The organism is Herbiconiux sp. UC225_62, assembly GCF_042694625.1.
Classification (GTDB): Bacteria; Actinomycetota; Actinomycetes; order Actinomycetales; family Microbacteriaceae; genus Herbiconiux.
On record NZ_CP170551.1, the window covers coordinates 1503414 to 1525434 of the forward strand.

The 22021-nt window shown below is 66.7% G+C and carries 22 protein-coding genes and 2 pseudogenes; 10 read left to right on the top strand and 14 right to left on the bottom strand.

From position 1 onward, the window contains the following. Positions 1-29: 29 nt before the first annotated feature. Positions 30-548: a MarR family winged helix-turn-helix transcriptional regulator gene (locus ACFJGU_RS07205; protein ID WP_382308941.1), complete on the top strand. Its 519-nt coding sequence runs from the start codon at positions 30-32 to the stop codon at positions 546-548. 76 nt (positions 549-624) lie between these two features. On the opposite strand, the gene dnaB is transcribed toward ACFJGU_RS07205, so the two are convergent. From dnaB to rpsF, 5 genes and pseudogenes are all read right to left on the bottom strand, one after another. After that, positions 625-1998, bottom strand: a complete 1374-nt coding sequence (dnaB, locus tag ACFJGU_RS07210; protein WP_092550383.1) for a replicative DNA helicase — start codon at positions 1996-1998, stop codon at positions 625-627. Positions 1999-2416: 418 nt separating this feature from the next. Further along, positions 2417-2869, bottom strand: coding sequence for a 50S ribosomal protein L9 (rplI, locus tag ACFJGU_RS07215; RefSeq protein WP_382308943.1), 453 nt, complete (start codon positions 2867-2869; stop codon positions 2417-2419). Positions 2870-2881: 12 nt separating this feature from the next. After that, on the bottom strand, positions 2882-3145 hold the full coding sequence (gene rpsR / locus ACFJGU_RS07220) for a 30S ribosomal protein S18 (protein ID WP_022895757.1): 264 nt from the start codon (positions 3143-3145) through the stop codon (positions 2882-2884). A 33-nt stretch (positions 3146-3178) separates the two neighbouring features. Then, positions 3179-3712, bottom strand: coding sequence for a single-stranded DNA-binding protein (locus ACFJGU_RS07225; protein ID WP_382308945.1), 534 nt, complete (start codon positions 3710-3712; stop codon positions 3179-3181). A gap of 150 nt (positions 3713-3862) precedes the next feature. Further along, a pseudogene (gene rpsF / locus ACFJGU_RS07230) lies at positions 3863-4192 on the bottom strand (30S ribosomal protein S6); the annotation flags it as partial. A gap of 168 nt (positions 4193-4360) precedes the next feature. Here rpsF and ACFJGU_RS07235 point away from each other — a divergent pair. Genes ACFJGU_RS07235 through ACFJGU_RS07245 form a run of 3 tightly spaced genes read left to right on the top strand, consistent with a single transcriptional unit; the run spans position 4361 to position 7613 of the window. Beyond that, positions 4361-5659, top strand: coding sequence for a glycosyltransferase (locus ACFJGU_RS07235; protein ID WP_382308947.1), 1299 nt, complete (start codon positions 4361-4363; stop codon positions 5657-5659). Beyond that, positions 5656-6477 (top strand): PIG-L family deacetylase, encoded by an 822-nt coding sequence (locus tag ACFJGU_RS07240; RefSeq protein ID WP_382308949.1) that lies wholly within the window; start codon positions 5656-5658, stop codon positions 6475-6477. The genes ACFJGU_RS07235 and ACFJGU_RS07240 overlap by 4 nt, the downstream gene beginning before the upstream one ends. A gap of 59 nt (positions 6478-6536) precedes the next feature. After that, positions 6537-7613, top strand: a complete 1077-nt coding sequence (locus tag ACFJGU_RS07245) for an inositol-3-phosphate synthase (protein ID WP_382308950.1) — start codon at positions 6537-6539, stop codon at positions 7611-7613. A gap of 22 nt (positions 7614-7635) precedes the next feature. On the opposite strand, the gene ACFJGU_RS07250 is transcribed toward ACFJGU_RS07245, so the two are convergent. Then, positions 7636-9078, bottom strand: coding sequence for a CCA tRNA nucleotidyltransferase (locus ACFJGU_RS07250; RefSeq protein ID WP_382308952.1), 1443 nt, complete (start codon positions 9076-9078; stop codon positions 7636-7638). Between the two features lie 115 nt (positions 9079-9193). Between ACFJGU_RS07250 and ACFJGU_RS07255 the strand changes: the two genes are divergently transcribed. From ACFJGU_RS07255 to ACFJGU_RS07280, 6 genes are all read left to right on the top strand, one after another. Beyond that, positions 9194-11341 (top strand): DUF6049 family protein, encoded by a 2148-nt coding sequence (locus ACFJGU_RS07255; RefSeq protein ID WP_382308953.1) that lies wholly within the window; start codon positions 9194-9196, stop codon positions 11339-11341. Then, a complete protein-coding gene (gene murJ / locus ACFJGU_RS07260) occupies positions 11334-12950 on the top strand; it encodes a murein biosynthesis integral membrane protein MurJ (protein ID WP_382308955.1) in 1617 nt (538 codons plus the stop codon). Before ACFJGU_RS07255 ends, murJ begins: the two co-directional genes overlap by 8 nt. A 137-nt stretch (positions 12951-13087) precedes the next feature. Further along, entirely contained in the window at positions 13088-14086 is a 999-nt protein-coding gene (gene trxB, locus ACFJGU_RS07265) for a thioredoxin-disulfide reductase (RefSeq protein ID WP_382308957.1), read from the top strand. A 59-nt stretch (positions 14087-14145) separates the two neighbouring features. After that, positions 14146-14469, top strand: a complete 324-nt coding sequence (gene trxA, locus ACFJGU_RS07270) for a thioredoxin (protein ID WP_382308959.1) — start codon at positions 14146-14148, stop codon at positions 14467-14469. Positions 14470-14590: 121 nt separating this feature from the next. Then, a complete protein-coding gene (locus ACFJGU_RS07275) occupies positions 14591-15910 on the top strand; it encodes a PLP-dependent aminotransferase family protein (RefSeq protein WP_382308962.1) in 1320 nt (439 codons plus the stop codon). Positions 15911-15914: 4 nt separating this feature from the next. After that, a complete protein-coding gene (locus tag ACFJGU_RS07280; protein ID WP_382308964.1) occupies positions 15915-16889 on the top strand; it encodes a D-alanine--D-alanine ligase in 975 nt (324 codons plus the stop codon). Positions 16890-16937: 48 nt separating this feature from the next. Here ACFJGU_RS07280 and ACFJGU_RS07285 read toward each other — a convergent pair whose 3' ends face one another. The 8 genes and pseudogenes from ACFJGU_RS07285 to rpmH all read right to left on the bottom strand — a co-directional run bounded on the left by ACFJGU_RS07285 (position 16938) and on the right by rpmH (position 21913). Continuing rightward, entirely contained in the window at positions 16938-17921 is a 984-nt protein-coding gene (locus ACFJGU_RS07285) for a ParB/RepB/Spo0J family partition protein (protein ID WP_382308966.1), read from the bottom strand. After that, positions 17911-18825, bottom strand: a complete 915-nt coding sequence (locus ACFJGU_RS07290) for a ParA family protein (protein ID WP_382308969.1) — start codon at positions 18823-18825, stop codon at positions 17911-17913. The genes ACFJGU_RS07285 and ACFJGU_RS07290 overlap by 11 nt, the downstream gene beginning before the upstream one ends. 78 nt (positions 18826-18903) lie before the next feature. Next, positions 18904-19549: pseudogene (gene rsmG, locus ACFJGU_RS07295) on the bottom strand (16S rRNA (guanine(527)-N(7))-methyltransferase RsmG). A gap of 14 nt (positions 19550-19563) precedes the next feature. Then, positions 19564-20127, bottom strand: a complete 564-nt coding sequence (locus ACFJGU_RS07300) for a protein jag (protein WP_382308971.1) — start codon at positions 20125-20127, stop codon at positions 19564-19566. After that, positions 20124-21092, bottom strand: coding sequence for a membrane protein insertase YidC (yidC, locus tag ACFJGU_RS07305; protein ID WP_382308972.1), 969 nt, complete (start codon positions 21090-21092; stop codon positions 20124-20126). Before yidC ends, ACFJGU_RS07300 begins: the two co-directional genes overlap by 4 nt. An 8-nt stretch (positions 21093-21100) precedes the next feature. Beyond that, the gene (yidD, locus tag ACFJGU_RS07310; protein WP_382310308.1) at positions 21101-21406 is read right to left on the bottom strand and encodes a membrane protein insertion efficiency factor YidD; all 306 of its coding nucleotides are present in this window, start codon (positions 21404-21406) and stop codon (positions 21101-21103) included. Further along, entirely contained in the window at positions 21406-21744 is a 339-nt protein-coding gene (rnpA, locus tag ACFJGU_RS07315) for a ribonuclease P protein component (RefSeq protein ID WP_382308974.1), read from the bottom strand. The genes yidD and rnpA overlap by 1 nt, the downstream gene beginning before the upstream one ends. Positions 21745-21775: 31 nt before the next feature. Further along, positions 21776-21913, bottom strand: a complete 138-nt coding sequence (rpmH, locus tag ACFJGU_RS07320) for a 50S ribosomal protein L34 (protein ID WP_022895130.1) — start codon at positions 21911-21913, stop codon at positions 21776-21778. Positions 21914-22021 lie beyond the last annotated feature (108 nt).

A 22021-nucleotide genomic window follows, 5' to 3' on the forward strand; every position in this document is an offset into this window, starting at 1 on the left:
TAAGCAACTTAGCTACCTAGGGTATTAGCATGTCAGTCATGACGGATGCGCGCAACCTCAGCGAGGCCTGGTCGCGCGACGAGTTGCCGTCGACGGGCATTCCCGAGGCCAGCGACATCAGCAACTCCTTGCGGGAGATCAACTCGGTCTCGCGCGCCTTCGAGCGCCGCCTCGGCGCCGTGCTGGCCGTGAATCCGACGGACCTCACGGCCATGGAGCACCTCATCCAGGAGGGCCCGCTCACGCCGAGCGACCTGGCGGCGCGCCTGGGCGTCACGACGGCGGCATCCACCCTGGTCGTCGACCGCCTGGTGGCGCTCGGTCACGTGGAACGCACGCGGCACGCCCACGACCGGCGCAAGATCGTCGTGGTGCCGACTCGGGCATCCGTGAACCGGGCGATCGACGAGCTGATGCCCGTGATCGTCGGCGTCTCACGTCTCGTCGAGGAGCTTCCGGACTCGGAGCGCGAGGTGATCGCCTCGTTCCTCACCCGCGTCATCGACGTCTACCGCACCGCGGTCGACGCCCCCCTCGAAGGGCTCTGACAACCCGCGACTTCTTCTCCCCAAACGCCCCAATTCCACTGTTTTAGGGCGCCTGGCGGCAAGAAGTCGGGAGGGGCTAGGCCGGGGGCATGTCCGCGAAGCGGGAGAAGTGGCCGTGGAAGCCCACCGTGATGGTGGCGGTGGGGCCGTTGCGGTGCTTGGCCACGATGAAGTCGGCCTCGCCGGCGCGCGGGTTGTCTTTCTCGTAGGCGCCTTCGCGGTGCAGCAGGATCACCATGTCGGCATCCTGCTCGAGCGAGCCCGACTCGCGCAGGTCGCTGATGGCGGGCTTCTTGTCGGAGCGCTGCTCGGGCCCACGGTTGAGCTGCGACAGGGCGATCACGGGCACCTGCAGCTCCTTCGCCATGAGCTTCAACGCACGGGAGAACTCGGACACCTCCTGCTGGCGGCTCTCGACCTTCTTGCCCGAGGTCATCAGCTGCAGATAGTCGATGACGACGAGCTTGAGCCCCACCTTCTGCTTCAGCCGACGGCACTTGGCACGGATCTCGACCAGCGTCATGTTCGGGCTGTCGTCGATGTAGAACGGCGCGTCGTTGATGCGGCCGCGGGTCGACGCCAACGTCGTCCAGTCCCGGCCCTCGATGCGACCCTTGCGCATGCTCTGCAGGGGAACGGATGCCTCGGCCGAGAGCAGACGCATCGCGATCTCCGAGCGCCCCATCTCGAGCGAGAAGAAGATCGACGGCATGTCGTTCTTGATCGACGCCGCGCGGCAGAAGTCGAGCGCGAGGGTCGACTTTCCGAGCGCGGGCCGCGCCGCCACGATGATCATCTGGCCCGGGTGGAACCCGTTGGTCAGGTTGTCGAGATCGGCGAACCCGGTGGGAACGCCGGTCATCTGGCCGTCTTTGCCGGCCGCGGCCTCAATCTCGTCGATGGCCGCCGTCACCGCCACCGTGAGGGGCACGTAGTCCTCGACCTCGACGCCCCCGTTGACCGCGTAGATCTCAGCCTGGGCGTTGTTGACGAGATCGGTGACCTCGCCCTCGCTGGCGTAACCCATCTGCACGATGCGCGTGCCGGCCTCGACCAGGCGGCGCAGCACCGCCTTCTCGCTCACGATCGAGGCGTAGTAGCCCGCGTTCGCGGCCGTGGGCACGAGGCTGGTCAGCGTGTGCAGGTATTCGGCACCGCCGGCGCGGTTGAGCTCACCGGTCTTGGTGAGCTCGTCGGTCACCGCGATGACGTCGGTGGGCTCGCCGTGCGAGTACAGGTTGAGGATGGCCTCGAAGATCACCTCGTGCTTCGGAACGTAGAAATCGACCGAGCGCATGACCTCCACGACGTCGGCCACCGCGTCTTTGCTGAGCAGCATGCCGCCGAGGGCGCTCTGTTCGGCGAGCAGGTCATGAGGGGGCGTGCGGTCGCCCTGACGGGTCTCCCCCGGCCGCTGTTCCCCCGCCAATCCGAGATGGGCGATCGACACGTGTTACTCCTGATCTGCCGTTCGACGACGGCGCACCTGTTGCACGCACCATTCCTAACCCCGACCACTGACATCGGAGGTTCCCCCTAGGCGCTGCCCAAGACTAGGAAGTGGGCATGACCCCACACAAACAGCCTTGTGGATAAGCATGTGGAAGGTGTGCGGGAAACGCCGGAAGGTGTGTGTGTAATCTGTGGACTGGCCTGTGGACAAATCACGGGCATGAGCCGTCAAACGGCGTTTGACCAGGACTTTCCACTTCCCACAGTCTGTGAGTGGAGACATCCTTCGACCAGTGCTTGAAGCTTCGAAAACTCGCCGTCCCCTGTGTACAGCGCTGGGGAGAAGTCGCGGGTTTTCGGGCGCGAAAAGGGGCGTCAAGAGTCGTCGAAACCCTTGACACCCCTTTTCGGAGTGACTACTTTGCTGCGACCACCTGAAGGGTGATCGTGGCCGAGAGGTCGTCGCGCAGGCGAACGGTCGCCTCGTGAGTTCCGGTCGCCTTGATGGCGGTCGGGATCTCGATCTTGCGCTTGTCGAGCGAGCCGATGCCGGCGGCCGCCACCGCGTCGGCGATGTCAGCGGTCTTCACCGAGCCGAAGAGGCGACCACCCTGGCCGGCCTTGACGGTCAGCTTGACGGTGGCGTTCTCGAGCGTCTGCTTGAGGTGCTGGGCCTCTTCGATCGTGGCGAGCTCACGAGCGGTGCGAGCAGCCTTGATCGATTCGATCTGCTTCTCGCCGCCCCGGCTCCACGCCACGGCGAAGCCCTGGGGGATGAGGTAGTTGCGGGCGAAGCCGTTCTTGACGTCGACGACGTCTCCGGCGGAGCCCAGTCCGGTCACCTCGTGGGTGAGAATGAGTTTCGACATGAGTGCTGCTCCTTAGCGGCCCGAGCCGGCGTAGGGCAGAAGTGCCATTTCGCGGGCGTTCTTGACGGCACGGGCGATGAGGCGCTGCTCCTGGACGGAGACTCCCGTGATACGGCGAGCGCGGATCTTTCCACGCTCCGAGATGAACTTGCGAAGGGTCGCAACGTCCTTGTAGTCGATGACTCCGACGCGAATGGACTTCGCGGGAGCGGCGTTCTTCGCGCCCTTGGCGCCGCGGAGCGGCTTGCGGCGGTCGCCGCTTGACTTTCCAGCCATGGTTTTTCTGTCCTGTTCTGAAAGAAGAGAAGTTTAGAAGGGGGTGTCGTCGGCGTAGCTGCCGGGAGTGTTCCAGACGTCGCCGCCCGCGCCCGACGACGAGGGAGCGGATGCCGCCCAGGGCTCGTCGACAGCAGGCTGGCCACCGCGGTTGCCACCGCCGCCACCACCGAACGATCCGCCACCGGCACCGGGACCACCACTGGTGGCACGGGTGACCTGAGCGGTCGCGTAGCGGAGCGAGGGACCGATCTCGTCGACCTCGAGCTCGATCGAGGTGCGCTTCTCGCCCTCTTTCGTCTCGTAGGAGCGCTGACGCAGGCGGCCGGTCGCGACGACGCGGCTTCCCTTGGTCAGCGATCCGGCGACGTGCTCGGCGAATTCGCGCCACACGCTCGCGCGAAGGAACAGGGCCTCGCCGTCTTTCCAGTCGTTCGACGCGCGGTCGAACGTGCGGGGAGTCGACGCGATCGTGAAGTTCGCGACAGCCAGCCCGTTCTGCGTGTAACGCAGCTCGGGATCGGCGGTGAGGTTGCCCACCACGGTGATTACGGTTTCACCGGCCATGACGGACTACTCGCTGGCCTCGGCCGGAGCGGCAGCAGCCGGAGCAGCAGCCGCGGCGGGCTTGGCGGAGGAAGCAGCCTTGACGGCAGCGGCCGGAGCGGCAGCGGCCGACGGCGCGGAAGCAGCGGCCGGAGCGGATGCCTTGGGGTTGGCGGCCTTGCGGGCTGCCTTCTCCTCGGCGAGCTTCGACGCGGCGGCGACCTGCGCGATGGCCTCTTCGGCACGCAGCACCTTGGTGCGCATGACGGCCTCCGACAGCTTCAGCTGACGGTCGAGTTCCTTCGTGGCGTCGGCGTTCGCGGTGAGGTTCACCACGGCGTAGATGCCTTCGGTCTTCTTGTTGATCTCGTAGGCCAGGCGACGACGACCCCAGATGTCGATGTTGTCGACAGTGCCGCCATCGTTGCGGATGACGTTGAGGAACTTGTCGAGGCTGGGAGCCACGGTGCGCTCATCGATCTCAGGATCGAGGATCACCATGAGTTCGTACTGATGCGTCACAAACCCACCTCCTTCGGACTTGAACGGTCACAGACGGTCTGTGACAGGAGGGTTCTGCATCGGTCCCGCACCCGCGTGGAGAATTCCACTGGGCACAAGACAACCTGAGTAGCCTATCAGACCGGGTCGATGTGTGAAGGTGGGAGGGTGAGTCGCCGTATCGCCCTGGTCTCCCTGCACACCTCGCCGCTGGCGACGGCGGGCAGCGGCGACGCGGGTGGAATGAACGTCTCTCTGGTGGGGCTCGCCGGTGCTCTCCGGGCGCGTGGGTACGAGGTCGAGCTGCTGACACGCGACGCCGGTGACGGGCGGCCGGATTCCCACACCGACGACGGCGTTCCGGTGCGGTTCCTGCGGGCCGGACCCCGGGCATCCGTGCCCAAAGCCGAGCTCCCGACCCTGACCGATGCGTTCGGCCGGTCGATGGCGGAACTGCCGCCCTTCGACCTGGTGCACTCCCACTACTGGCTGTCGGGGGCGGCCGCGTTGCCGGTCGCGCGGGAGTGGGGTGTGCCCCACGTGCTCAGCCTGCACACGGTGGCCGCGTTGAAGAACGAGCACCTCGCGCCCGGCGACGAGCCGGAGCCCGCCGAGCGGTTGCGGGCGGAGGCTGCCCTCGTGCGCGACTCCGACCTGACGATCGCCGCGACGCAGGCCGAACGCGACGCCATACTCCGCGCAACGGATGCCGCCCCCGGTCGCGTCTCGGTGGTGACACCCGGGGTCGACACCCACCTCTTCCACCCCTCGGCCCTCCCGCACGCCGACGCGCTCGACCGAAAGGACGGAGATCCGGCCGCTCCGACGACGTCGATGGAATCCTGGCCCGCCGCGGGCGCCGACCTCCGTCGATTTGCACGACCTGTGGTGCTCGTGCTGGCGCGCATTCAGCCCCTCAAGGGTGTGGACCTCGCCATCCGGGCGATCGGCGCCATTCCGGCCGAGCGGCGGCCGCGACTGGTCATCGCCGGCGGCACGAGCCCCGGTCACGAGGCCTACACCTCGGGGCTGCACGGTCTCGTCACCGCGCTGGCCCTGCACGACCACGTCCAGTTCCTGCCCGCCCAGTCCCGCGACGCCGCAGCCACCCTCATTCGCGACGCGACCCTGCTCCTCATCCCCTCGCACTCCGAGACCTACGGCCTCGTGGCGCTCGAGGCCGCTGCCAGCGCCACCCCGGTCATCGCCGCACGCGCCGGCGGGTTGGTCGAGTCGGTGCTCGACGGCGTGAGCGGCCTCCTCATCGCCGACCGGACCCCGGATGCCTGGGGCCGGGCCATCGACGGACTCCTGCACGACCCGGGCCACCTGGCCGCCCTCCAAGCGGGAGCCCTGCGACACGGCCGCACGCACAGCTGGGCGCACACGGCCGAGCACCTCGCCGCCCGCTACGACGATGTCCTCGATCGCCACGCCCCGCCCGAGAAGCCAGAATGGCGTCCATGACCGACCCGCTCCTCACCTTCGGCGTCACCCCGTTCTTCCTGCACGCCCACCCCGACGACGAATCGATCTCGACGGGCGGGACCATAGCGGCCCTCCTGAGCGTCGGCGCGCGCGTCACCGTGCTCACCGGCACGCGTGGGGAGCGCGGCGAGGTGGTGCCCGGCGACCTCCACGATCTCGAAGGCACCGACCGGTTGGGACCCCATCGCGTCGGCGAGCTCGCGGAGGCGCTCCGTGAACTCGGCAGCCCGGCCCACGCCTTCCTCGGCGCCCCGCCGGCGCGCACCGCTCTCCGGTCCGTAAGGGAGTATTCCGATTCGGGCATGCGCTGGGGCGACGACGGATTCGCCGAGGCCGCCACCGACGCGAGCCCGACGTCGCTGAGTCTCGCGCCGCTCGCCGACGTGGTCGACGACGTGCTCGCGGCCGCGTCGGACGATCGACCGAGCGCGATCGTGAGCTACGACGCGCTGGGCGGGTACGGGCATCCCGACCACGTGCGGATGCATGACGCCGGGGTCGAAGCAGCCCGCCGCCTCGACGTGCCCTTCTTCGCGATCGTCGAACCGCGAGTGGAGACCCGCGACCGCGCCGGGACCCAGGGGCCCGCCGAGAGCGACATCATCGAGATCGACCTGCTCGGCACCGAGGCCTTGGCCGCGAAGACGCGCGCCATGGCCGCGCACCGCACGCAGCTCACGATCGACGGTGACGCCTTCGTGCTGAGCGGCGGGCAGCGGCATCCGATCGGCGTGACCGAGCGGTTCCGCCGCCTGTTCCGAGTCCCGCGGTCACGACGACTCGACGGTGCCGGATAGAATCGTTGAGTTTTGACAACGACCGAATCACCGACAACAGAACAAAAGGGCTGGGCCGAATGAGCATCAAGGTGGCGATCGCCGGAGTCGGGAACTGCGCGAATTCCCTCATCCAGGGCGTGACGTTCTACGCCGACGCGGAGGAGACGGAAGCGATTCCAGGACTCATGCACACCCGCTTCGGGCCGTTCCACGTGGGCGACCTCGAGTTCGTGGCCGCGTTCGACGTCGATGCCGCGAAGGTCGGCGCCGACCTCGCCGACGCCATCTGGGCGAGCGAGAACAACACCCTGAAGTTCGCGGACGTCGCGCCGACGGGTGTCACCGTGCAGCGCGGCCCCACCCTCGACGGCCTCGGCGAGTACTACGTCGAGATGATCGAGGAGTCCGACGCCGAGCCCGTCGACGTCGCGGCCGCGCTCCGGGAGTCCGGCGCCGACGTCCTCGTCTGCTACCTCCCCGTCGGTTCCGAGCTGGCGGCGAAGCACTACGCCCAGGCGGCGCTGGATGCCGGCGTCGCGTTCGTGAACGCCGTGCCCGTGTTCATCGCGAGCGACCCCGAGTGGGCCGCCAAGTTCGTGGCGGCCGGTCTGCCGATCGTGGGCGACGACATCAAGAGCCAGGTCGGCGCCACCATCACGCACCGCGTGCTCGCGCGCCTGATGGAGAGCCGCGGCATCCACATCGACCACACCTATCAGCTGAACGTCGGCGGCAACATGGACTTCAAGAACATGCTGGAGCGCCGGCGCCTGAAGTCGAAGAAGCTCTCGAAGACGCAGTCGGTCACGAGCAACATCGACGTCGATCTGCCCGAGCGCGACATCCACATCGGCCCGAGCGACCACGTGCCGTGGCTCGACGACCGCAAGTTCGCCTTCGTGCGGCTCGAAGGCCACGGCTTCGGCGGTGCCCCCATCAGCCTCGAGTACAAGCTCGAGGTCTGGGATTCCCCGAACTCGGCCGGCGTCATCATCGACGCCGTGCGCGCGGCGAAGCTCGCGCTCGACGCGGGACTCGGTGGACCGGTCGAGTCGGCCAGCGCCTACTTCATGAAGTCGCCGCCGGTGCAGCTGCCCGACGACGTCGCTCGCACCCGGCTCGAAGAGTTCATCGCCGCCAACACCCCGGCGTAGGCGGCAGCGGGCTCAGAGCAGCTCACGCCGTGCGCGCCGCCCACCACTCCTTGAGACGCGCCGTGGCCTCCTCCTCCGAGAGGGGACCTTCGTCGAGGCGCAGCTCCAGCAGGAACGCGTACGCCTCGCCCACGGCGCGGGACGGCTTCAGATCGAGGACGGCCATGATCTGCTCGCCGTCGAGATCGGGGCGAACGGATGCCATCTCCTCCTGGGCGGCGAGGGTGGCGATCCGCTCCTCCAGGTCGTCATAGGCGAACGAGAGCCGATCGGCCTTGCGGCGGTTGCGGGTGGTGACGTCCGCGCGGGTGAGGATGTGCAGCCGCTGCAGTTGGTCTCCGGAGTCGCGCACGTAGCGCCGCACGGCGGAGTCGGTCCAGGCGCCGTCGGTGTAGCCGAAGAAGCGCAGGTGCAATTCGATCAGGCGTCCAACGGCCGCGATGGTGTCGTTGTCGAAGCGGAGCTCGCGCAGGCGCTTCTTCGCGAGCTTGGAGCCGACCACGTCGTGGTGGTGGAAGCTGACCTGTCCGCCCGGTTCGTTGCGCTTGGTGGCGGGCTTGCCGATGTCGTGCAACAGTGCGGCGAGGCGCAGCACGAGGTCGGGCGAGGTGATGCCGGTCTCCGCGCCGGCACGGGCCTTCTCCAGGTCGATCGCCTGGTCGAGCACTGTGAGACTGTGCTGGTACACATCCTTGTGGTGGTGGTGCTCGTCCATCTCGAGCTGCAGTGCCGGGATCTCCGGGATGATCAGCTCCGCCAGCCCACTCTCGACCAGCAGTTCGACACCGATCCGCGGAGCATCCGTCTTGAGCAGCTTGGAGAGCTCGTCGTTCACCCGCTCGATCGAGACGATGCCGATCGAGTCGCGCATCTCCGAGATGGCGATCGCCGTGTCGGGCGCCACCGTGAAGCCCAGCTGCGCGCTGAACCGGATGGCGCGGAGCATCCGCAGCGGATCGTCGCCGAACGACACCTCGGGCGCGCCGGGAGTGCGCAGCACGCCAGCGATCAGGTCGTCCATGCCGTGCGCGGGGTCGACCAGTACGAGTTCGGGCACCCGCAGCGCCATCGCGTTGACGGTGAAGTCACGGCGCCTGAGGTCGCCCTCGAGGGTGTCGCCGAACTCGACCGCGGGCTTCCGGCTGGTGCCGTCGTAGCTGTCGGAGCGGTACGTGGTGATCTCCACGGTCTCGCCGTCGATCCGAGCAGCGATCGTGCCGAAGGCACGCCCCACGTCCCACTGGGCCTGCGAGATCGGGGTGACGAGGGCGAGGATCTGGTCGGGCGTGGCATCCGTCGTGAAATCGAGATCCGTGATCGGCCGGCCGAGGAAGGCGTCGCGCACCGGCCCGCCCACGAGGGCCAACTCGTGACCGGCGTCGGCGAAGGCCGCCGCGAGAGTCGCGACGGGACCACTCGCGGCGAGGTTCCCCAGGAACTCGAGGGACTGCTGAACCGGCTGCACCGGCCCATTTTAGCCGGGCCTTCCGCCGGGCCAGGGCGGTTCCCGGTTCTCACAGGACCCTTCTCCTAGAATCGCAGTACGGATGCGGGTGCCACCAGCGCTCCCACGACTACCTATGAACCCAGCGCGTCGATTGATTCGAGTTGCGCCCGCGATCGCCGCAAGTGCGCTGATCGCCGGTGCAGTCTTCGCGACCCCGATGGCCGCCCGTGCCACGGATGCGCCGGAGACGCCGGCCACGACCGTCGCGCTGTCCATCGCCCCGGCCGGTAACGGCGTCGTCACTCCCGGGGCCGATCTCCCCGTCACTGTGGAGATCGCGAACCCGGGGCCCGACACCATTGCGGACGGCACGATCGACATCGTGCTCGACCGTTCCCCGCTCGAGTCGGCGGCGGCGTACGCCGCGTGGACGGCCGGCACCGCCACCGACGCCCCGGCCGAGGGCGACCTCGTCACGGTCGCCACGGCCCCCTCGACTGCGGTACCGCTCGGAGCGACACACTCGGTCCAGCTCACCGTCCCGGCCGATCGGCTCGCCCTCGACGAATGGGGCAGCTACGGACTCGAAGCCCGCCTCACCGTCGACGGCGCAGTTGCCGCCGACACCCGTTCCGCGATCGTCTGGAACGACCCGGCCGACGCGGCCCCGACGGCGGCCGACCTGACGGTCATCGCCCCGCTCACCAGCATCGCGAGCACCACGGGTCTCATCCAGGCCCCGGCACTCGAGACATTCACCAGCGAGACCGGCGTGCTCACCCGGGAACTGGACGCAGTCGTCGACCGCCCGGTCACCATCGCGGTCGATCCGCGCATCATCGTCTCCATCCGCGCTCTCGGGTCGACGGCGCCCGAGTCGGCGGTCAACTGGCTCGAGCGTCTGGATGCCGCCTCCAATCCGATCATCCCGCTCACCTTCGGCGACTCCGACATCGCGGGCGAGCACCAAGCGGGCGCCCCAGCGGTGCTCGCCCCCACCTCGTTCGCCTATGCACTGAATCCGGCGAACTTCACCGACGTCGACGAGCTCATCGAGCCCACGGCGACGCCCACCGGAACGCCGACGGCCTCGCCCACCGCCACCCCGGAACCGACACCCGCGCCGGCCGCCGTCCCCACCCTCGAGCAACTCACCGACTGGGACTACACCAGCACCACCATCGCCTGGCCCCGCACCGGTTCGGTCGTCTCCTCCGATCTGCCGTTCTTCGCGCAGTCGGGCCTCACCATGAGCATCCTCGACTCGGCCCAGCTCTCCGCCGGCGAGGGTCAGCCGCTCGACGCGGTGGTCTCGGTGGGCGACCAGACCGCTCTCGTCGCCGACCACGGCGTCTCGACAGCGCTTCAGGATGCGCTGGCCGCCAATTCCGACGCCCGTCGCGGCCAGGCGCTCTCCCAGCTCTCCGCGTCGCTCGCCCTCGCCGCGAGCGCCGGTCCGGATGCCGGCACCGGCACATCCGGGCGCCCCGTGCTCGCCGTACTCGACCGCACCGCGATGAACCTCACCGACCTCGACCAGGTGCTCGGTGCCGTGCAATCCCTTCCCTGGGCGAGCACCGCGCCCCTGCAGAACCTGCTCTCGCAGAAGCCCACGCAGTCGGTCACGCTGATCGATGCGGCGGAGTCGCCCGATCGTGTGGCGCAGATCCAACGACTCCTGGGCGCTTCGCAGAGCACCGACTCCTTCTCCTCAGTGCTCGCCGACCCGCAGGTGCTCACCGGCGAGAACCGCGCCGACCTGCTGGCGCTGCTCTCGAACAGCTGGGTGCCGAACGAGGGCGGCTGGAACGTCGCCGTGCAGAGCAGTCTGGATGCCACCACGAAGACGCTCGGCTCCGTGCAGATGATCGAGGGATCGAACATCAATCTGCTCTCGAACCAGGCGCCGCTGCCCGTGACCCTGAGCAATGAGTTGCCGTATCCCGTCACCGTCGTGGTGCACGTCACGCCGTCGAACGGCCGTCTCCTGGTGGAGCAGAACGACGTCGAGGTGACCATCGAGGCCTCCTCGCGGAAGGGCGCGCAGATCCCCGTGACCGCCGTGGCGAACGGCGCCGTGACGCTCAACATCCAGCTGCTCAGCCCCACCGGTGTGCTGATCTCGACCCCGTCGCCCGTGGTCGTGAACGTCAGCGCCGAGTGGGAGACCTGGGGCACGGTGCTCTTCGGCATCCTCGTGGTGCTCGTGTTCGGCTTCGGCATCGTGCGGAACATCCTGCGCCGCCGTAAGAAGCGGCGAGCGGAGGAGGCCGATGAGTAGCCCCAGCATCGGGCGCTCGAGCGCTCTGCTCGCGTCCGGCACCATCGTGTCGCGGATCATGGGCTTCGTGCGCACGATCATCCTGGCGCAGACCATCGGTCTGGTCGGGAGTGCGAGCGCCGACGCCTTCGCCGTGGCGAACCAGCTGCCGAACAACATCTACGTGATCATCGCCGGCGGCACCCTGAGCGCCGTGCTCGTGCCGCAGATCGTGCGCGCCATGCTGCATTCGGATGGCGGCAAGGGCTACATCAACAAGCTGCTCACGATCACCATGGTGATCCTCGGCGGGACCACGCTCGCGGCGACCCTGCTCGCCCCGGTGCTGGTCACCATCTCGGCGGTGGGCTTCAGCGGCGAGCAGCGCGCCCTCGCCATCGCGTTCGCCTACTGGTGTCTTCCGCAGATCTTCTTCTACGGCCTCTACACCGTGCTCGGCGAGGTGCTCAACGCCAAGAACGTCTTCGGTCCCTTCACCTGGGCGCCGGCTCTCAACAATGCGATCTCGATCATCGGTCTCGTCGTGTTCATGCTCCTGTTCGGCGACGATCCGAACGGCGAGCGTGCGGTGTCCGACTGGGGGCCCGACAAGATCGCGCTCCTCGGTGGTTTCACGACGCTCGCGGTGGCGGCGCAGGCGCTCGTGCTCTTCGTCGCCTGGCGGCGGGTGGGCATCCGTTACCGCCCCGATTTCGCGTGGCGCGGGGTGGGGCTCGGCTCGGCCGGCAAGCTCGCCGGCTGGACCTTCGGCATGCTGCTCGTCACCCAGGCCGCCGGCCTGGTCGAGACCAACGTGGCCTCGATCGCCTCCGGTTCCGACGCGTCGATCGCCACCATCCAGAACGCGTGGCTGATCTTCATGCTGCCGCACTCACTCGTGACCGTCTCGATCGTCACGGCCTACTTCACGAAGATGTCGGGGCATGCGAACCGCGGCGAGATCCCGCAGCTGCGATCGGATGTCTCCGCGGCCATCCGTTCGACCTCGCTCTTCATGGTGCTCGCGATGGTGGTGCTCATCATCGTCGCTTATCCCTTCGCGAGCCTGTTCAGCCAGAGCTTCTTCGGGGCCTCGGCGATGGGCGACGTGCTGATCGCCTTCCTCGTCGGCCTGCTGCCCTTCACGGTGCTGTTCGTCGTGCAACGGGTGTTCTATTCGTTGAGCGACACCCGCACTCCCTTCTTCCTGCAGGTGCTCCAGGCATCGATCTTCACCGTGCTCGCACTGGCCTGCTCCTTCCTGCCCGTCGAGTGGGTCGCAGTCGGCCTCGCGCTCGCGCTCTCCGCGGCGACGGCCGTGCAGACCCTGGTGGCAGCACTGATCATCCGGCGGCGGCTCGGTGGTCATGGCGGGGCGACCGTGCTCCGGAGCTACGGGCGATACGGGCTCGCGGCCATCCCCGCGTCGGTGGCCGGTTTCGCCGTGATGTCGGCGCTCGGAGGCCGCACCGCGGGCGGTTTCGCCGTGACGCCGTTCGTGCCGGCCATCGTGTCGATGGCGATCATCGGCGTCGTCATGCTCGTGGTCTATCTCGGCGCGTTGTTCCTGCTCCGTTCCCCGGAGCTGCGGGATGCGTTGGGGCCGATCCGAGCGCGACTGAACCGGTAGCGGCATCCGCTCCGAACACAGCTGGGAGCGACCTCCGGCCGCCGCGGCACTGGAATACTCGGCGGTTAGGATGTGTTGTATCGGTCAGTGAGTGCACTGGCAGTGTGCCCACGATCATCCTCAGGAGTGGAAACGACATGCGCGAGATCATCATCATCGGGTCGGGCCCCGCGGGTTTCACGGCGGCGATCTACGCCGCCCGAGCCGGACTCAACCCCCTTCTGCTGGCTTCGAGCGTCGAGGCCGGCGGAGAGCTGATGAACACCACCGAGGTCGAGAACTTCCCGGGCTTCCCGGAGGGCATCCAGGGCCCCGAACTCATGATGAAGCTGCAGGAGCAGGCCGAGAAGTTCGGCACCGAGGTCATCCTCGACGACGTGACGAGCCTGCACCTCGATGGCGACGTCAAGACCGTGCACACCGGCTACAGCGGCACCTTCGAGGCCCGCTCCGTGATCTTCGCCACCGGCTCGGCCTACCGCAAGCTCGGCCTCGCCGACGAGGAGCGACTGAGCGGCCGCGGTGTGTCCTGGTGTGCCACGTGTGACGGTTTCTTCTTCAAGACCAAGACCATCGCCGTCGTCGGCGGCGGCGACTCCGCGATGGAGGAAGCGACTTTCCTCACGCGCTTCGCCGAGAAGGTGTACGTCGTGCACCGTAAGGACACGCTGCGCGCTTCGAAGATCATGCAGGAGCGGGCCTTCCAGAACGAGAAGATCGAGTTCGTCTGGAACTCCGAGGTCGTCGGGATCTCGGGCGAGAACGCGGTCGAGGCGCTGACCCTCCGCGACACCGTGAGCGGAGAGCAGTCCGAACTCCCCGTGCAGGGCCTGTTCGTGGCCATCGGAAACGACCCCCGCGTGCACCTCGTGCACGGTCAGCTCGACCTCACGGTCGACGGCACCATCGCGGTGCAGGGCCGTTCGTCGAAGACCAACCTCGCCGGTGTCTTCGCCGCCGGTGACGTGATCGACCCCGACTACCGCCAGGCCGTCACGGCCGCGGCATCCGGAACCGTGGCGGCGCTCGACGCCGAGCAGTTCCTCGCAGCTCTCGACCAGGTGGAGGAGTCGTCGCGCGTCGACCTGGCTGCCGCGCTGGCCGACGAGGTCGACGACCTGGTCGCCGCCGACTGAACACGCACGGATGCGCCGGATCGCGCATCTGCATTTCCAGTGATACGAAAGAAGGAACAATGTCCAACGCCAAGGATGTCTCCGACGCCAGCTTCGATGCCGACGTCTTGAAGTCCGAGAAGACCATCCTCGTCGACTTCTGGGCCGAGTGGTGTGGGCCCTGTCGTGCGGTTTCGCCGATCCTCGACCAGATCGCGTCCGAGCACGCCGACAAGATCGAGATCGTCAAGCTGAACGTCGACGACAACCCGCAGACCGCGATGAAGTACCAGATCACCTCCATCCCGGCCATGAAGGTCTACCAGGGCGGCGAGGTCGTGAAGACCATCATCGGCGCCAAGCCGAAGGCGGCCCTCGAGGCCGACCTCGCGGCCTTCATCTGAGCCGCACCGCCTCCTCGAACGGCCTGACGGCCAGTTCGTGACAAGTGGCCCGCTGCCTCTGTGCAACGGGCCACTTTTGCATGTCATACGATGGAATTTCGGTCTAGGTCGGGATGTACGAGTGAGCAGTCAGAAACCCCCTTCGTCCGCGGGTAACAATCTCGATCCGTGGTACGCCAACTACGCCGAGCGCACGGCCGGTCTCGCCGCCTCAGAGGTGCGTGCTCTCTTCGCCGTGGCCTCGCGGCCCGAGGTCGTCTCGCTCGCCGGAGGAATGCCCGCCGTCTCCGCCCTTCCGCAGGAGCTCGTCATCGAATCGATGAACCGGGTCATGCGCGAGCAGGGTTCGGTGGCGCTGCAATACGGATCGGGTCAGGGGGTGCCGGCACTCCGCGAACAGATCCTCGATGTGATGGCGATGGAGGGCATCAAGGCCAGCGCCGACGATGTCGTGGTCACCACCGGCTCCCAGCATGCGCTCGAGCTCGTGACGAAGCTGTTCATCGATCCAGGCGACGTCGTCCTGGCCGAAGGCCCGAGCTACGTCACCGCGATGGTGATCTTCCGGTCGTTCCAAGCCGAGACGCATCACGTGGCGATGGATGCCCACGGCATGATCCCCGAGTCGCTCCGCGAGAACATCGCGCGGCTGAAGTCGCTCGGCAAGAAGATCAAGTTCCTCTACACGATCCCGTCGTTCCAGAACCCTGCCGGGGTGACCCTCTCCTGGGAGCGTCGGCTCGAGGTGCTGCAGATCGCGAAGGAGAACGGCATCCTCGTTCTCGAGGACAATCCGTACGGCCTGCTGCATTTCGACGCCCCGCCTCCCCCGGCGCTCCGGTCGGTCGAGCAGGAGGGCGTCATCTACCTCGGCACCTTCTCCAAGACATTGGCCCCCGGTTTCCGTGTGGGCTGGGCACTCGCGCCGCACGCCATCCGCGAGAAGTTGATCTTGGCTAACGAAGCGGCCGTTCTCTCGCCCAGCTCCTTCAGCCAGCTCGTCATTTCCGAGTACCTAGACACCATCGACTGGCGTGCTCAGGTCGATCGTTTCCGAGGCGTCTACCGGGAGCGAAAAGAGGCGATGATCGGGGCTTTAACTGAATATCTGCCGAATCTTGAGTGGACGGATCCGGATGGCGGCTTCTACGTCTGGCTCACCCTCCCGCCCTACCTCGATTCCAAGCAGATGCTTCCTCGCGCCGTGAAGGAATTGGTGGCGTACACGCCCGGAACGGCCTTCTACGCGGATGGCGGCGGACGCAACAACATCCGCCTCTCCTTCTGCTACCCCACCCCCGAGGCGATCCGGGTCGGCATCCGCCGACTGCAGAACGTCATCAACGGCGAGATCGACCTGCTCGAGACCTTCTCCGCCACCGGACCGCTCGACACCGTGCGCGATCGCAACTTCTCCGCTCCTCCGCCCAACCTGGATTGAGATCATGACCGATTCCTCCACGCCTCGCACCGTCGTCGTCCTCGCCGGCGGGATCTCGCACGAACGCGACGTCTCGTTGAGGTCGGGTCGGCGCGTCGCCGACAGCCTCGCCGAGCGCGGTCACACCGTCATCCTCCGGGATCCGGATGCGACGCTGCTGCGCTACCTCGACGAGACGCGTCCCGACGTGGTGTGGCCCGCGCTCCACGGTGCGAGCGGTGAAGACGGCGCCTTGCGCGCGCTCCTCGACGTGCTCGGGATCCCTTACGTCGGATCGCAAGCCAAAGCCGCTCGCCTCGCGTGGCAGAAGCCGACCGCGAAGGTGCTCGTCGAGCGTGCGGGCTTCGCGACGCCGCGCTGGCTGACCCTCCCCCGCGACACCTTCCGGGAGCTGGGCGCCACGCAGGTTCTCAATCTGGTCTCTCGATCGCTCGGCGACGAACTCGTCGTGAAGCCCGCCATGGGCGGTTCGGCATTGGGGGTCGGTGTCATCGCCTCCTCCGACGACCTTCCGCGCGCGGTCGTGGACGCGTACACCTACGGCGAGGTCGCGCTCATCGAGCAGCGAGCCCGAGGCGTGGAGGTCTCCATCGGCATCATCGACCTGGGAGACGGGGCTTTCGCCTTACCTCCCGTGGAGATCGAGCCCCGCTCGGGCGTTTACAGCTTCGAGGCCCGCTACAACGCGGGCGAGACGAGCTTCTACGTGCCGGCGCGCTTGGACGACGAGACCGCAGCCACGGCAAGCGCGACCGCGCTGGCGATTTACAACGCTTTGGGACTTCGTCACATCTCGCGGATCGACCTCATCGTCGATGACGCCGGCGTTCCGTGGTTCCTCGAGGCCAACGTCCTGCCCGGGCTCACCGAGACCTCGACGGTTCCGCAGGGGATCCTCGCCGCGGGATTCTCCCTCGGCTCGGTCTACGAGAAGCTCAGCGAGGTCGCGATCGCCGAGGCCGACAGCGCCTCGGTCTGATCACTCTGTTCGGGCGGATGTTTCACGTGAAACGTCCGCCCGAATGTTTCACGTGAAACGTGGACCGCTGAACGGGCGCTCTTGCCCGTAGCCCTCTTCGCCGAGCTCGCTCAGAATGCGGTTCAGGTCGTCGATCGTCGCGAAGTCGATGACGATCTGCCCCTTCGAGCGCCCCAAGCTCACGCGTACGCGCGTGTTGAGACGATCCCCGAGCCGCTCGCCGATCTCGTCGAGGTGTCCGCGCTTGGTTCCGGCGGTGGTCTTGGCGCGAGACTGTTTCGGCGCGGAAGACGCCAGCGCCTCTGCAGCGCGCACAGACAGATCCTCATTCACGATCTTGTCGGCCAGCTTGGTCATCGCGTCGACGTCACCGACGGCGAGGACGGCGCGGGCGTGTCCGGCGCTCAGGACTCCCGATGCCACGCGGTTCTGCACCGCGGGAGGGAGGCGCAAGAGGCGAAGCGTATTGGTGATCTGCGGACGCGAACGACCGATCCGCTCGGCGAGCTGCTCCTGGGTGATACCGAAGTCGTCGAGAAGCTGTTGGTAGGCCGAGGCCTCTTCCAGAGGATTCAGCTGTGATCGATGCAGGTTCTCGAGGAGGGCATCGCGCAGCATGTCCTCGTCGGCGGTGTCCTTGATGACCGCCGGGATCGTGTCGAGTCCGGCCTCCTTGGTCGCCCGCAGCCGTCGCTCGCCCATGACGAGCTCGTACTGCTGCTCGCCGCCCTCTTCGAGCGGCAGTTCCCGCACGACGATGGGCTGCAGAACGCCGATCTCACGCACGGAGTGGACGAGTTCAGCCAGATCCGAGGCATCGAAGACACTCCGTGGCTGCTTCGCATTCGGAACGATGCTGTTCGGATCGAGCTGCGCAAGCCGGGCGCCGGGCACGGCAACGAGTTCCGGCGCGGATGCCTGCGGCGCGTCGAAGAACACGTCCACGGGGCGTGCACCCTCCACCCGAGGCTCGTCCGTCGGGATCAGGGCGCCGATGCCGCGACCGAGACCGGTTCTTTTCCTAGTTGCCACGATGAGGAGCTCCTCTGTCTGCTATTTCGGCCGCGGCCTCCAGATAGGAGACCGAACCGGGGGATCCGGGGTCGAAACTGATTACGGTCTGTCCGAAGCTCGGTGCCTCGGAGATCCGCACCGAACGGGGGATCACGGCCCGCAGCGTCTCGGCCGGGAAGTGCGATCGCACATCCTCCGCAACCTGGAAGGCCAAGCGTGTACGGCCGTCGTACATCGTCAAAAGGATGGTCGACACGGCGAGCGTCGGGTTCAGATGCCGCTCGATCAAACTGATGTTGTTGAGAAGCTGGCTGAGTCCCTCCAGTGCGTAGTACTCGCACTGGATGGGGATCAGCACCTCGCGTGCTGCGACAAAAGCATTGATCGTCAGAAGTCCCAGGGACGGCGGGCAGTCGATGAACACGTAGTGGAACGGCTCGCCCTCCTCGGTCTTCTGCGTCAGGAAGCGATCCAGACTCCCGCGGAGTCGCTGTTCACGCGCGACCATTGGCACGAGTTCGATCTCGGCACCGGCGAGGTGGATGGTGGCCGGAAGGCAGAACAGATTCCCCGACTCAGGGCTCTGCTGCACGATGTCCGCCATCGGCTCGTCGTGAATGAGGACGTCGTACACGCTCGGCTTGTCACCGCGGTGATCGACACCGAGCGCGGTGGAGGCGTTCCCCTGAGGATCGAGATCGATCACCAGCACCCGGGCACCTTCGCGCGCCAATGCGGCGGCCAGGTTCACGGTGGTCGTGGTCTTTCCCACCCCACCCTTCTGATTGGCGACGGTCAGAACTCGGGGAGCCAGGGGGAGAGGGAACTCTCGCATTGCCAGTTGCCGCTTTCGTTGAGAGAGGTCCGCCAGTTCCCGGGCCAGCGGCGTCGACGCATCGAAGGCAGTTGCATCACTGGTCATTCACTAAATCCTGTCGGTATGTTTCACGTGAAACATCGGGAGCGAGAAGCCCGAACGGACGACTTCGATCGTATCGAACTACGCCGGGACACGGGCGCGGATCACCCGGGTCGTCTCTACGCCGATGGACTCTCCCAGTTCGAGAACCTCGACGTCGGCGAGCTTGTACTTGCGAATGGCCTTCTCCGCGGCCGCGATCTCCTTGGCAGCACCGGCGCCCTTCATCAGGACCATCTCTCCACCGGGCCGAAGCAGGGGAGCGCACATCGGGATGAGCTTGCTGAACGCACTCACCGCCCGTGCTGTTACCTGATCGAGCGGGCGGGGGGAGCCGAGCCTTTTCGGCGCGCGCGCGCACCACCGTGACGTTGGTCAGTTCCAGAAGACTCCGTTGCTCCTCCAGCCAGACCACTCGCCGTTCCATCGGCTCGACCAAGACGAAATCGACGTCGGGGCGTGCGATCGCGAGCACGATCCCCGGCAACCCGGCGCCGCTGCCGATGTCACCGACCAGACCCGGCCGAAGCAGCGGAGCCACCACCCCGGAGTTGATGACGTGCCGACTCCAGATCCTGGGCAGCTCCAGCGGACCGATCAGGCCGAGCTCTTCGCCGCGCCGAGCCAGGTCGGCAGTATAAAGGCGTGCGAGATCGATCCGGTCGCCGAAGACCGTCGCGGCAACCGCCGGCTCGGCTTCGACCTCGTGCTGCTCGTCGTCCGTCAATGTTTCACGTGAAACTATGCGCGCGAGATGACGGTGTGGCGGTCGCGACCTTCGCCTTCGGACTCCGAAGAGAAACCGCGCTCGGCCACGATGTCGTGCACGAGCTTGCGCTCATACGACGACATCGGCTCGAGATGCGCCGAGTCGGCGCCGGCATCGATGCGCGCGATGGCACCGTCGACCAGCTTCTCTAGCTCTCGCTGGCGCTGCTCACGGCTTCCGCCCACGTCGAGGATCAACCTCGAGAACTCGCCGGTCTTCGTCTGAACCGCGAGGCGGGTCAGCTCCTGCAGAGCAGCGACCGTCTCCGTCCGCGAGAGCACGCGCAGGTTGCTCTCGCCAGAGGCGTTCACCGAGATGTAGGCGCGACCATCGGTGACCTCGATGTCGATGTCCCCGTCGAGATCGCAGATGTCGAGCAGCTCTTCAATGTAGTCAGCGGCTACATCACCCTCGTCGTCGAGGCGCGAGTGGGGCTCGGTAACGGCATCCGTTCCCGTCGAGGTCTGCTGGGGGAGGGCGGCGTGATCCACCTCGAACTCCTGGGTGGTGTCGGTGGTCTCGGTCACATCACTCATTTCTTATCACCTTGCTTCTTGGCCCGGTTCTTGCTGACGGGCTGCTGACGCTGGGTCGTCTTCGGCGGCTCCGGGATCGACTCGATCGCGGGTGCCCCCTTGGTCGGCTCGAGCTTGCCCCTCTTGGCCAACCGCGCCTCACGGGCCTTGGCGGCCTCGCTGCCCGGCGTGGGCATGTTGCGGATCACGAGGAACTGCTGGCCCATGGTCCAGAGGTTCGAGGTGAGCCAGTAGAACATGACACCGAGCGGGAACGCCACACCCGAGAACACGAACACGAGGGGGAGGATGTAGAGCAGGATGCGCTGCTGCTTGAACATCGGGCTGTTCTTCGCCTCAGGCGACTGGTTCTTCGCCATGATCTGCAGCTGCGTGTAGAACTGCGACGCCGTCATCAGCACCACCATCAGACCGGCGATGAGCATGACCTGCCAGGGGCCGCCGGCGTTCCAGGCGCCGATAAAGGTGTCGTGCAGGGGAGCGACGCCGAACAGCGTCGCGTCACCGAACTGCTTGCCGAGCTCCGCGTTGAGCGGGCCGACACCGGCCAGGCCCTTCTGGGCGTTGTTCAGCACCGAGAACAGGCTGAAGAAGATCGGCATCTGCAGCAGCAGAGGAAGACAGGATGCGAGCGGATTGGTGCCGGTGCGCCGGTACAACTCCATCGTCTCGCGCGACATCGCCTCCCGCGAGAACTGGTCTTTCTTGCCCTTGTACTTGTCCTGGATCTTCTTCAGCTGCGGCGCGACCTCGAGCATCTTGCGCTGACTCTTGATCTGCCGCACGAAGATGGGGATGAGCGCCGCTCGCACCACGAGCACGAGACCCACGATCGAGAGCACCCAGGTGAGGCCGGCCGCCGGGTCGAGACCGAGGAAGGTCCAGAAGTAGTGCCAGCCCACCAGGATGAGCTCCACGACCCACTTGATGGGCCAGAGGATGGTATCGAGAAACGGGATTTCCATGGGGTGGGTTAGCCCTTTCCGTGGCTAGCTACGACAAAACCGAAAGGCGTGAGCTGGTATCGCTGGCGCCGGACCGGGGGTACGTCATCGATTCCGCCCTTGGCCCACGGATGACAGCGGGCGATGCGGTACGCGCCCATCGCCGATCCGACGATCACGCCCCGTTGCTGGATCGCCTGCAGAGTATAAGAGGAGCACGATGGGTAGTATCGGCACACGTCACCGTAGAGCGGAGAGATCACCGCTCGATAGCCGCGCAGCACGAGCACCGCGAGATTGCGGGGGAGCAGCACGATCGCAGTCACGACTGACATCATGCGAGTACTGATCCTTTGGTGAGAGAACGCGACAGTTCTTCGAAGAGTACGTGGTAAGGCTGAGACCCAGCTTCAGGCAGCGCACGCACCACCACGTCGTAGCCGGACCCGATCCCTGGTAGCAGCGCGTAGCTCGCGGCCTTGAGTCGACGGCGGACCCGATTGCGGACGACCGCGATGCCCACCGATTTCGCCACGATGAACCCGAAACGCGCATCCGACGAATCGGATGCGCGAATGTAGGTGACGGTGTTCGGCCCGACGACTTTGGCACCACGCCGGACGGTGGCGCGATAGTCGCGACCGTGGGTGATGCGATTGCCTCTGGCCAGCACCGCGACGACAGGATCTGTGTCTAGGAGCGGATCAAGCAGAGAGCTCGGTGCGACCCTTACGGCGGCGAGCCGAAAGGATGGCGCGGCCCGCACGCGTGCGCATGCGCAGACGGAAGCCGTGCACCTTGGCGCGGCGGCGGTTGTTCGGCTGGAAGGTTCTCTTGCTCATAATGATCTCCGTGGTCCGGCAGGCACTCGGAACGACTGCCGTGAAGTGAAGGGGTGTGGGATTCCACAAGTCAACTGATTAAAACTACGGTCTTAATCCCCTGTGGTC

What these genes read in the sequence shown, in the direction of transcription:
- ACFJGU_RS07205 (WP_382308941.1), top strand. Translation starts at nt 30, where the DNA reads ATGTCAGTCATGACGGATGCGCGCAACCTCAGCGAGGCCTGGTCGCGC.
- rplI (WP_382308943.1), bottom strand. Translation starts at nt 2,869, where the DNA reads ATGTCGAAACTCATTCTCACCCACGAGGTGACCGGACTGGGCTCCGCC.
- rpsR (WP_022895757.1), bottom strand. Translation starts at nt 3,145, where the DNA reads ATGGCTGGAAAGTCAAGCGGCGACCGCCGCAAGCCGCTCCGCGGCGCC.
- ACFJGU_RS07225 (WP_382308945.1), bottom strand. Translation starts at nt 3,712, where the DNA reads ATGGCCGGTGAAACCGTAATCACCGTGGTGGGCAACCTCACCGCCGAT.
- ACFJGU_RS07240 (WP_382308949.1), top strand. Translation starts at nt 5,656, where the DNA reads ATGACCGACCCGCTCCTCACCTTCGGCGTCACCCCGTTCTTCCTGCAC.
- ACFJGU_RS07245 (WP_382308950.1), top strand. Translation starts at nt 6,537, where the DNA reads ATGAGCATCAAGGTGGCGATCGCCGGAGTCGGGAACTGCGCGAATTCC.
- ACFJGU_RS07255 (WP_382308953.1), top strand. Translation starts at nt 9,194, where the DNA reads ATGAACCCAGCGCGTCGATTGATTCGAGTTGCGCCCGCGATCGCCGCA.
- murJ (WP_382308955.1), top strand. Translation starts at nt 11,334, where the DNA reads ATGAGTAGCCCCAGCATCGGGCGCTCGAGCGCTCTGCTCGCGTCCGGC.
- trxB (WP_382308957.1), top strand. Translation starts at nt 13,088, where the DNA reads ATGCGCGAGATCATCATCATCGGGTCGGGCCCCGCGGGTTTCACGGCG.
- trxA (WP_382308959.1), top strand. Translation starts at nt 14,146, where the DNA reads ATGTCCAACGCCAAGGATGTCTCCGACGCCAGCTTCGATGCCGACGTC.
- ACFJGU_RS07280 (WP_382308964.1), top strand. Translation starts at nt 15,915, where the DNA reads ATGACCGATTCCTCCACGCCTCGCACCGTCGTCGTCCTCGCCGGCGGG.
- ACFJGU_RS07290 (WP_382308969.1), bottom strand. Translation starts at nt 18,825, where the DNA reads ATGACCAGTGATGCAACTGCCTTCGATGCGTCGACGCCGCTGGCCCGG.
- ACFJGU_RS07300 (WP_382308971.1), bottom strand. Translation starts at nt 20,127, where the DNA reads ATGAGTGATGTGACCGAGACCACCGACACCACCCAGGAGTTCGAGGTG.
- yidC (WP_382308972.1), bottom strand. Translation starts at nt 21,092, where the DNA reads ATGGAAATCCCGTTTCTCGATACCATCCTCTGGCCCATCAAGTGGGTC.
- yidD (WP_382310308.1), bottom strand. Translation starts at nt 21,406, where the DNA reads ATGTCAGTCGTGACTGCGATCGTGCTGCTCCCCCGCAATCTCGCGGTG.
- rpmH (WP_022895130.1), bottom strand. Translation starts at nt 21,913, where the DNA reads ATGAGCAAGAGAACCTTCCAGCCGAACAACCGCCGCCGCGCCAAGGTG.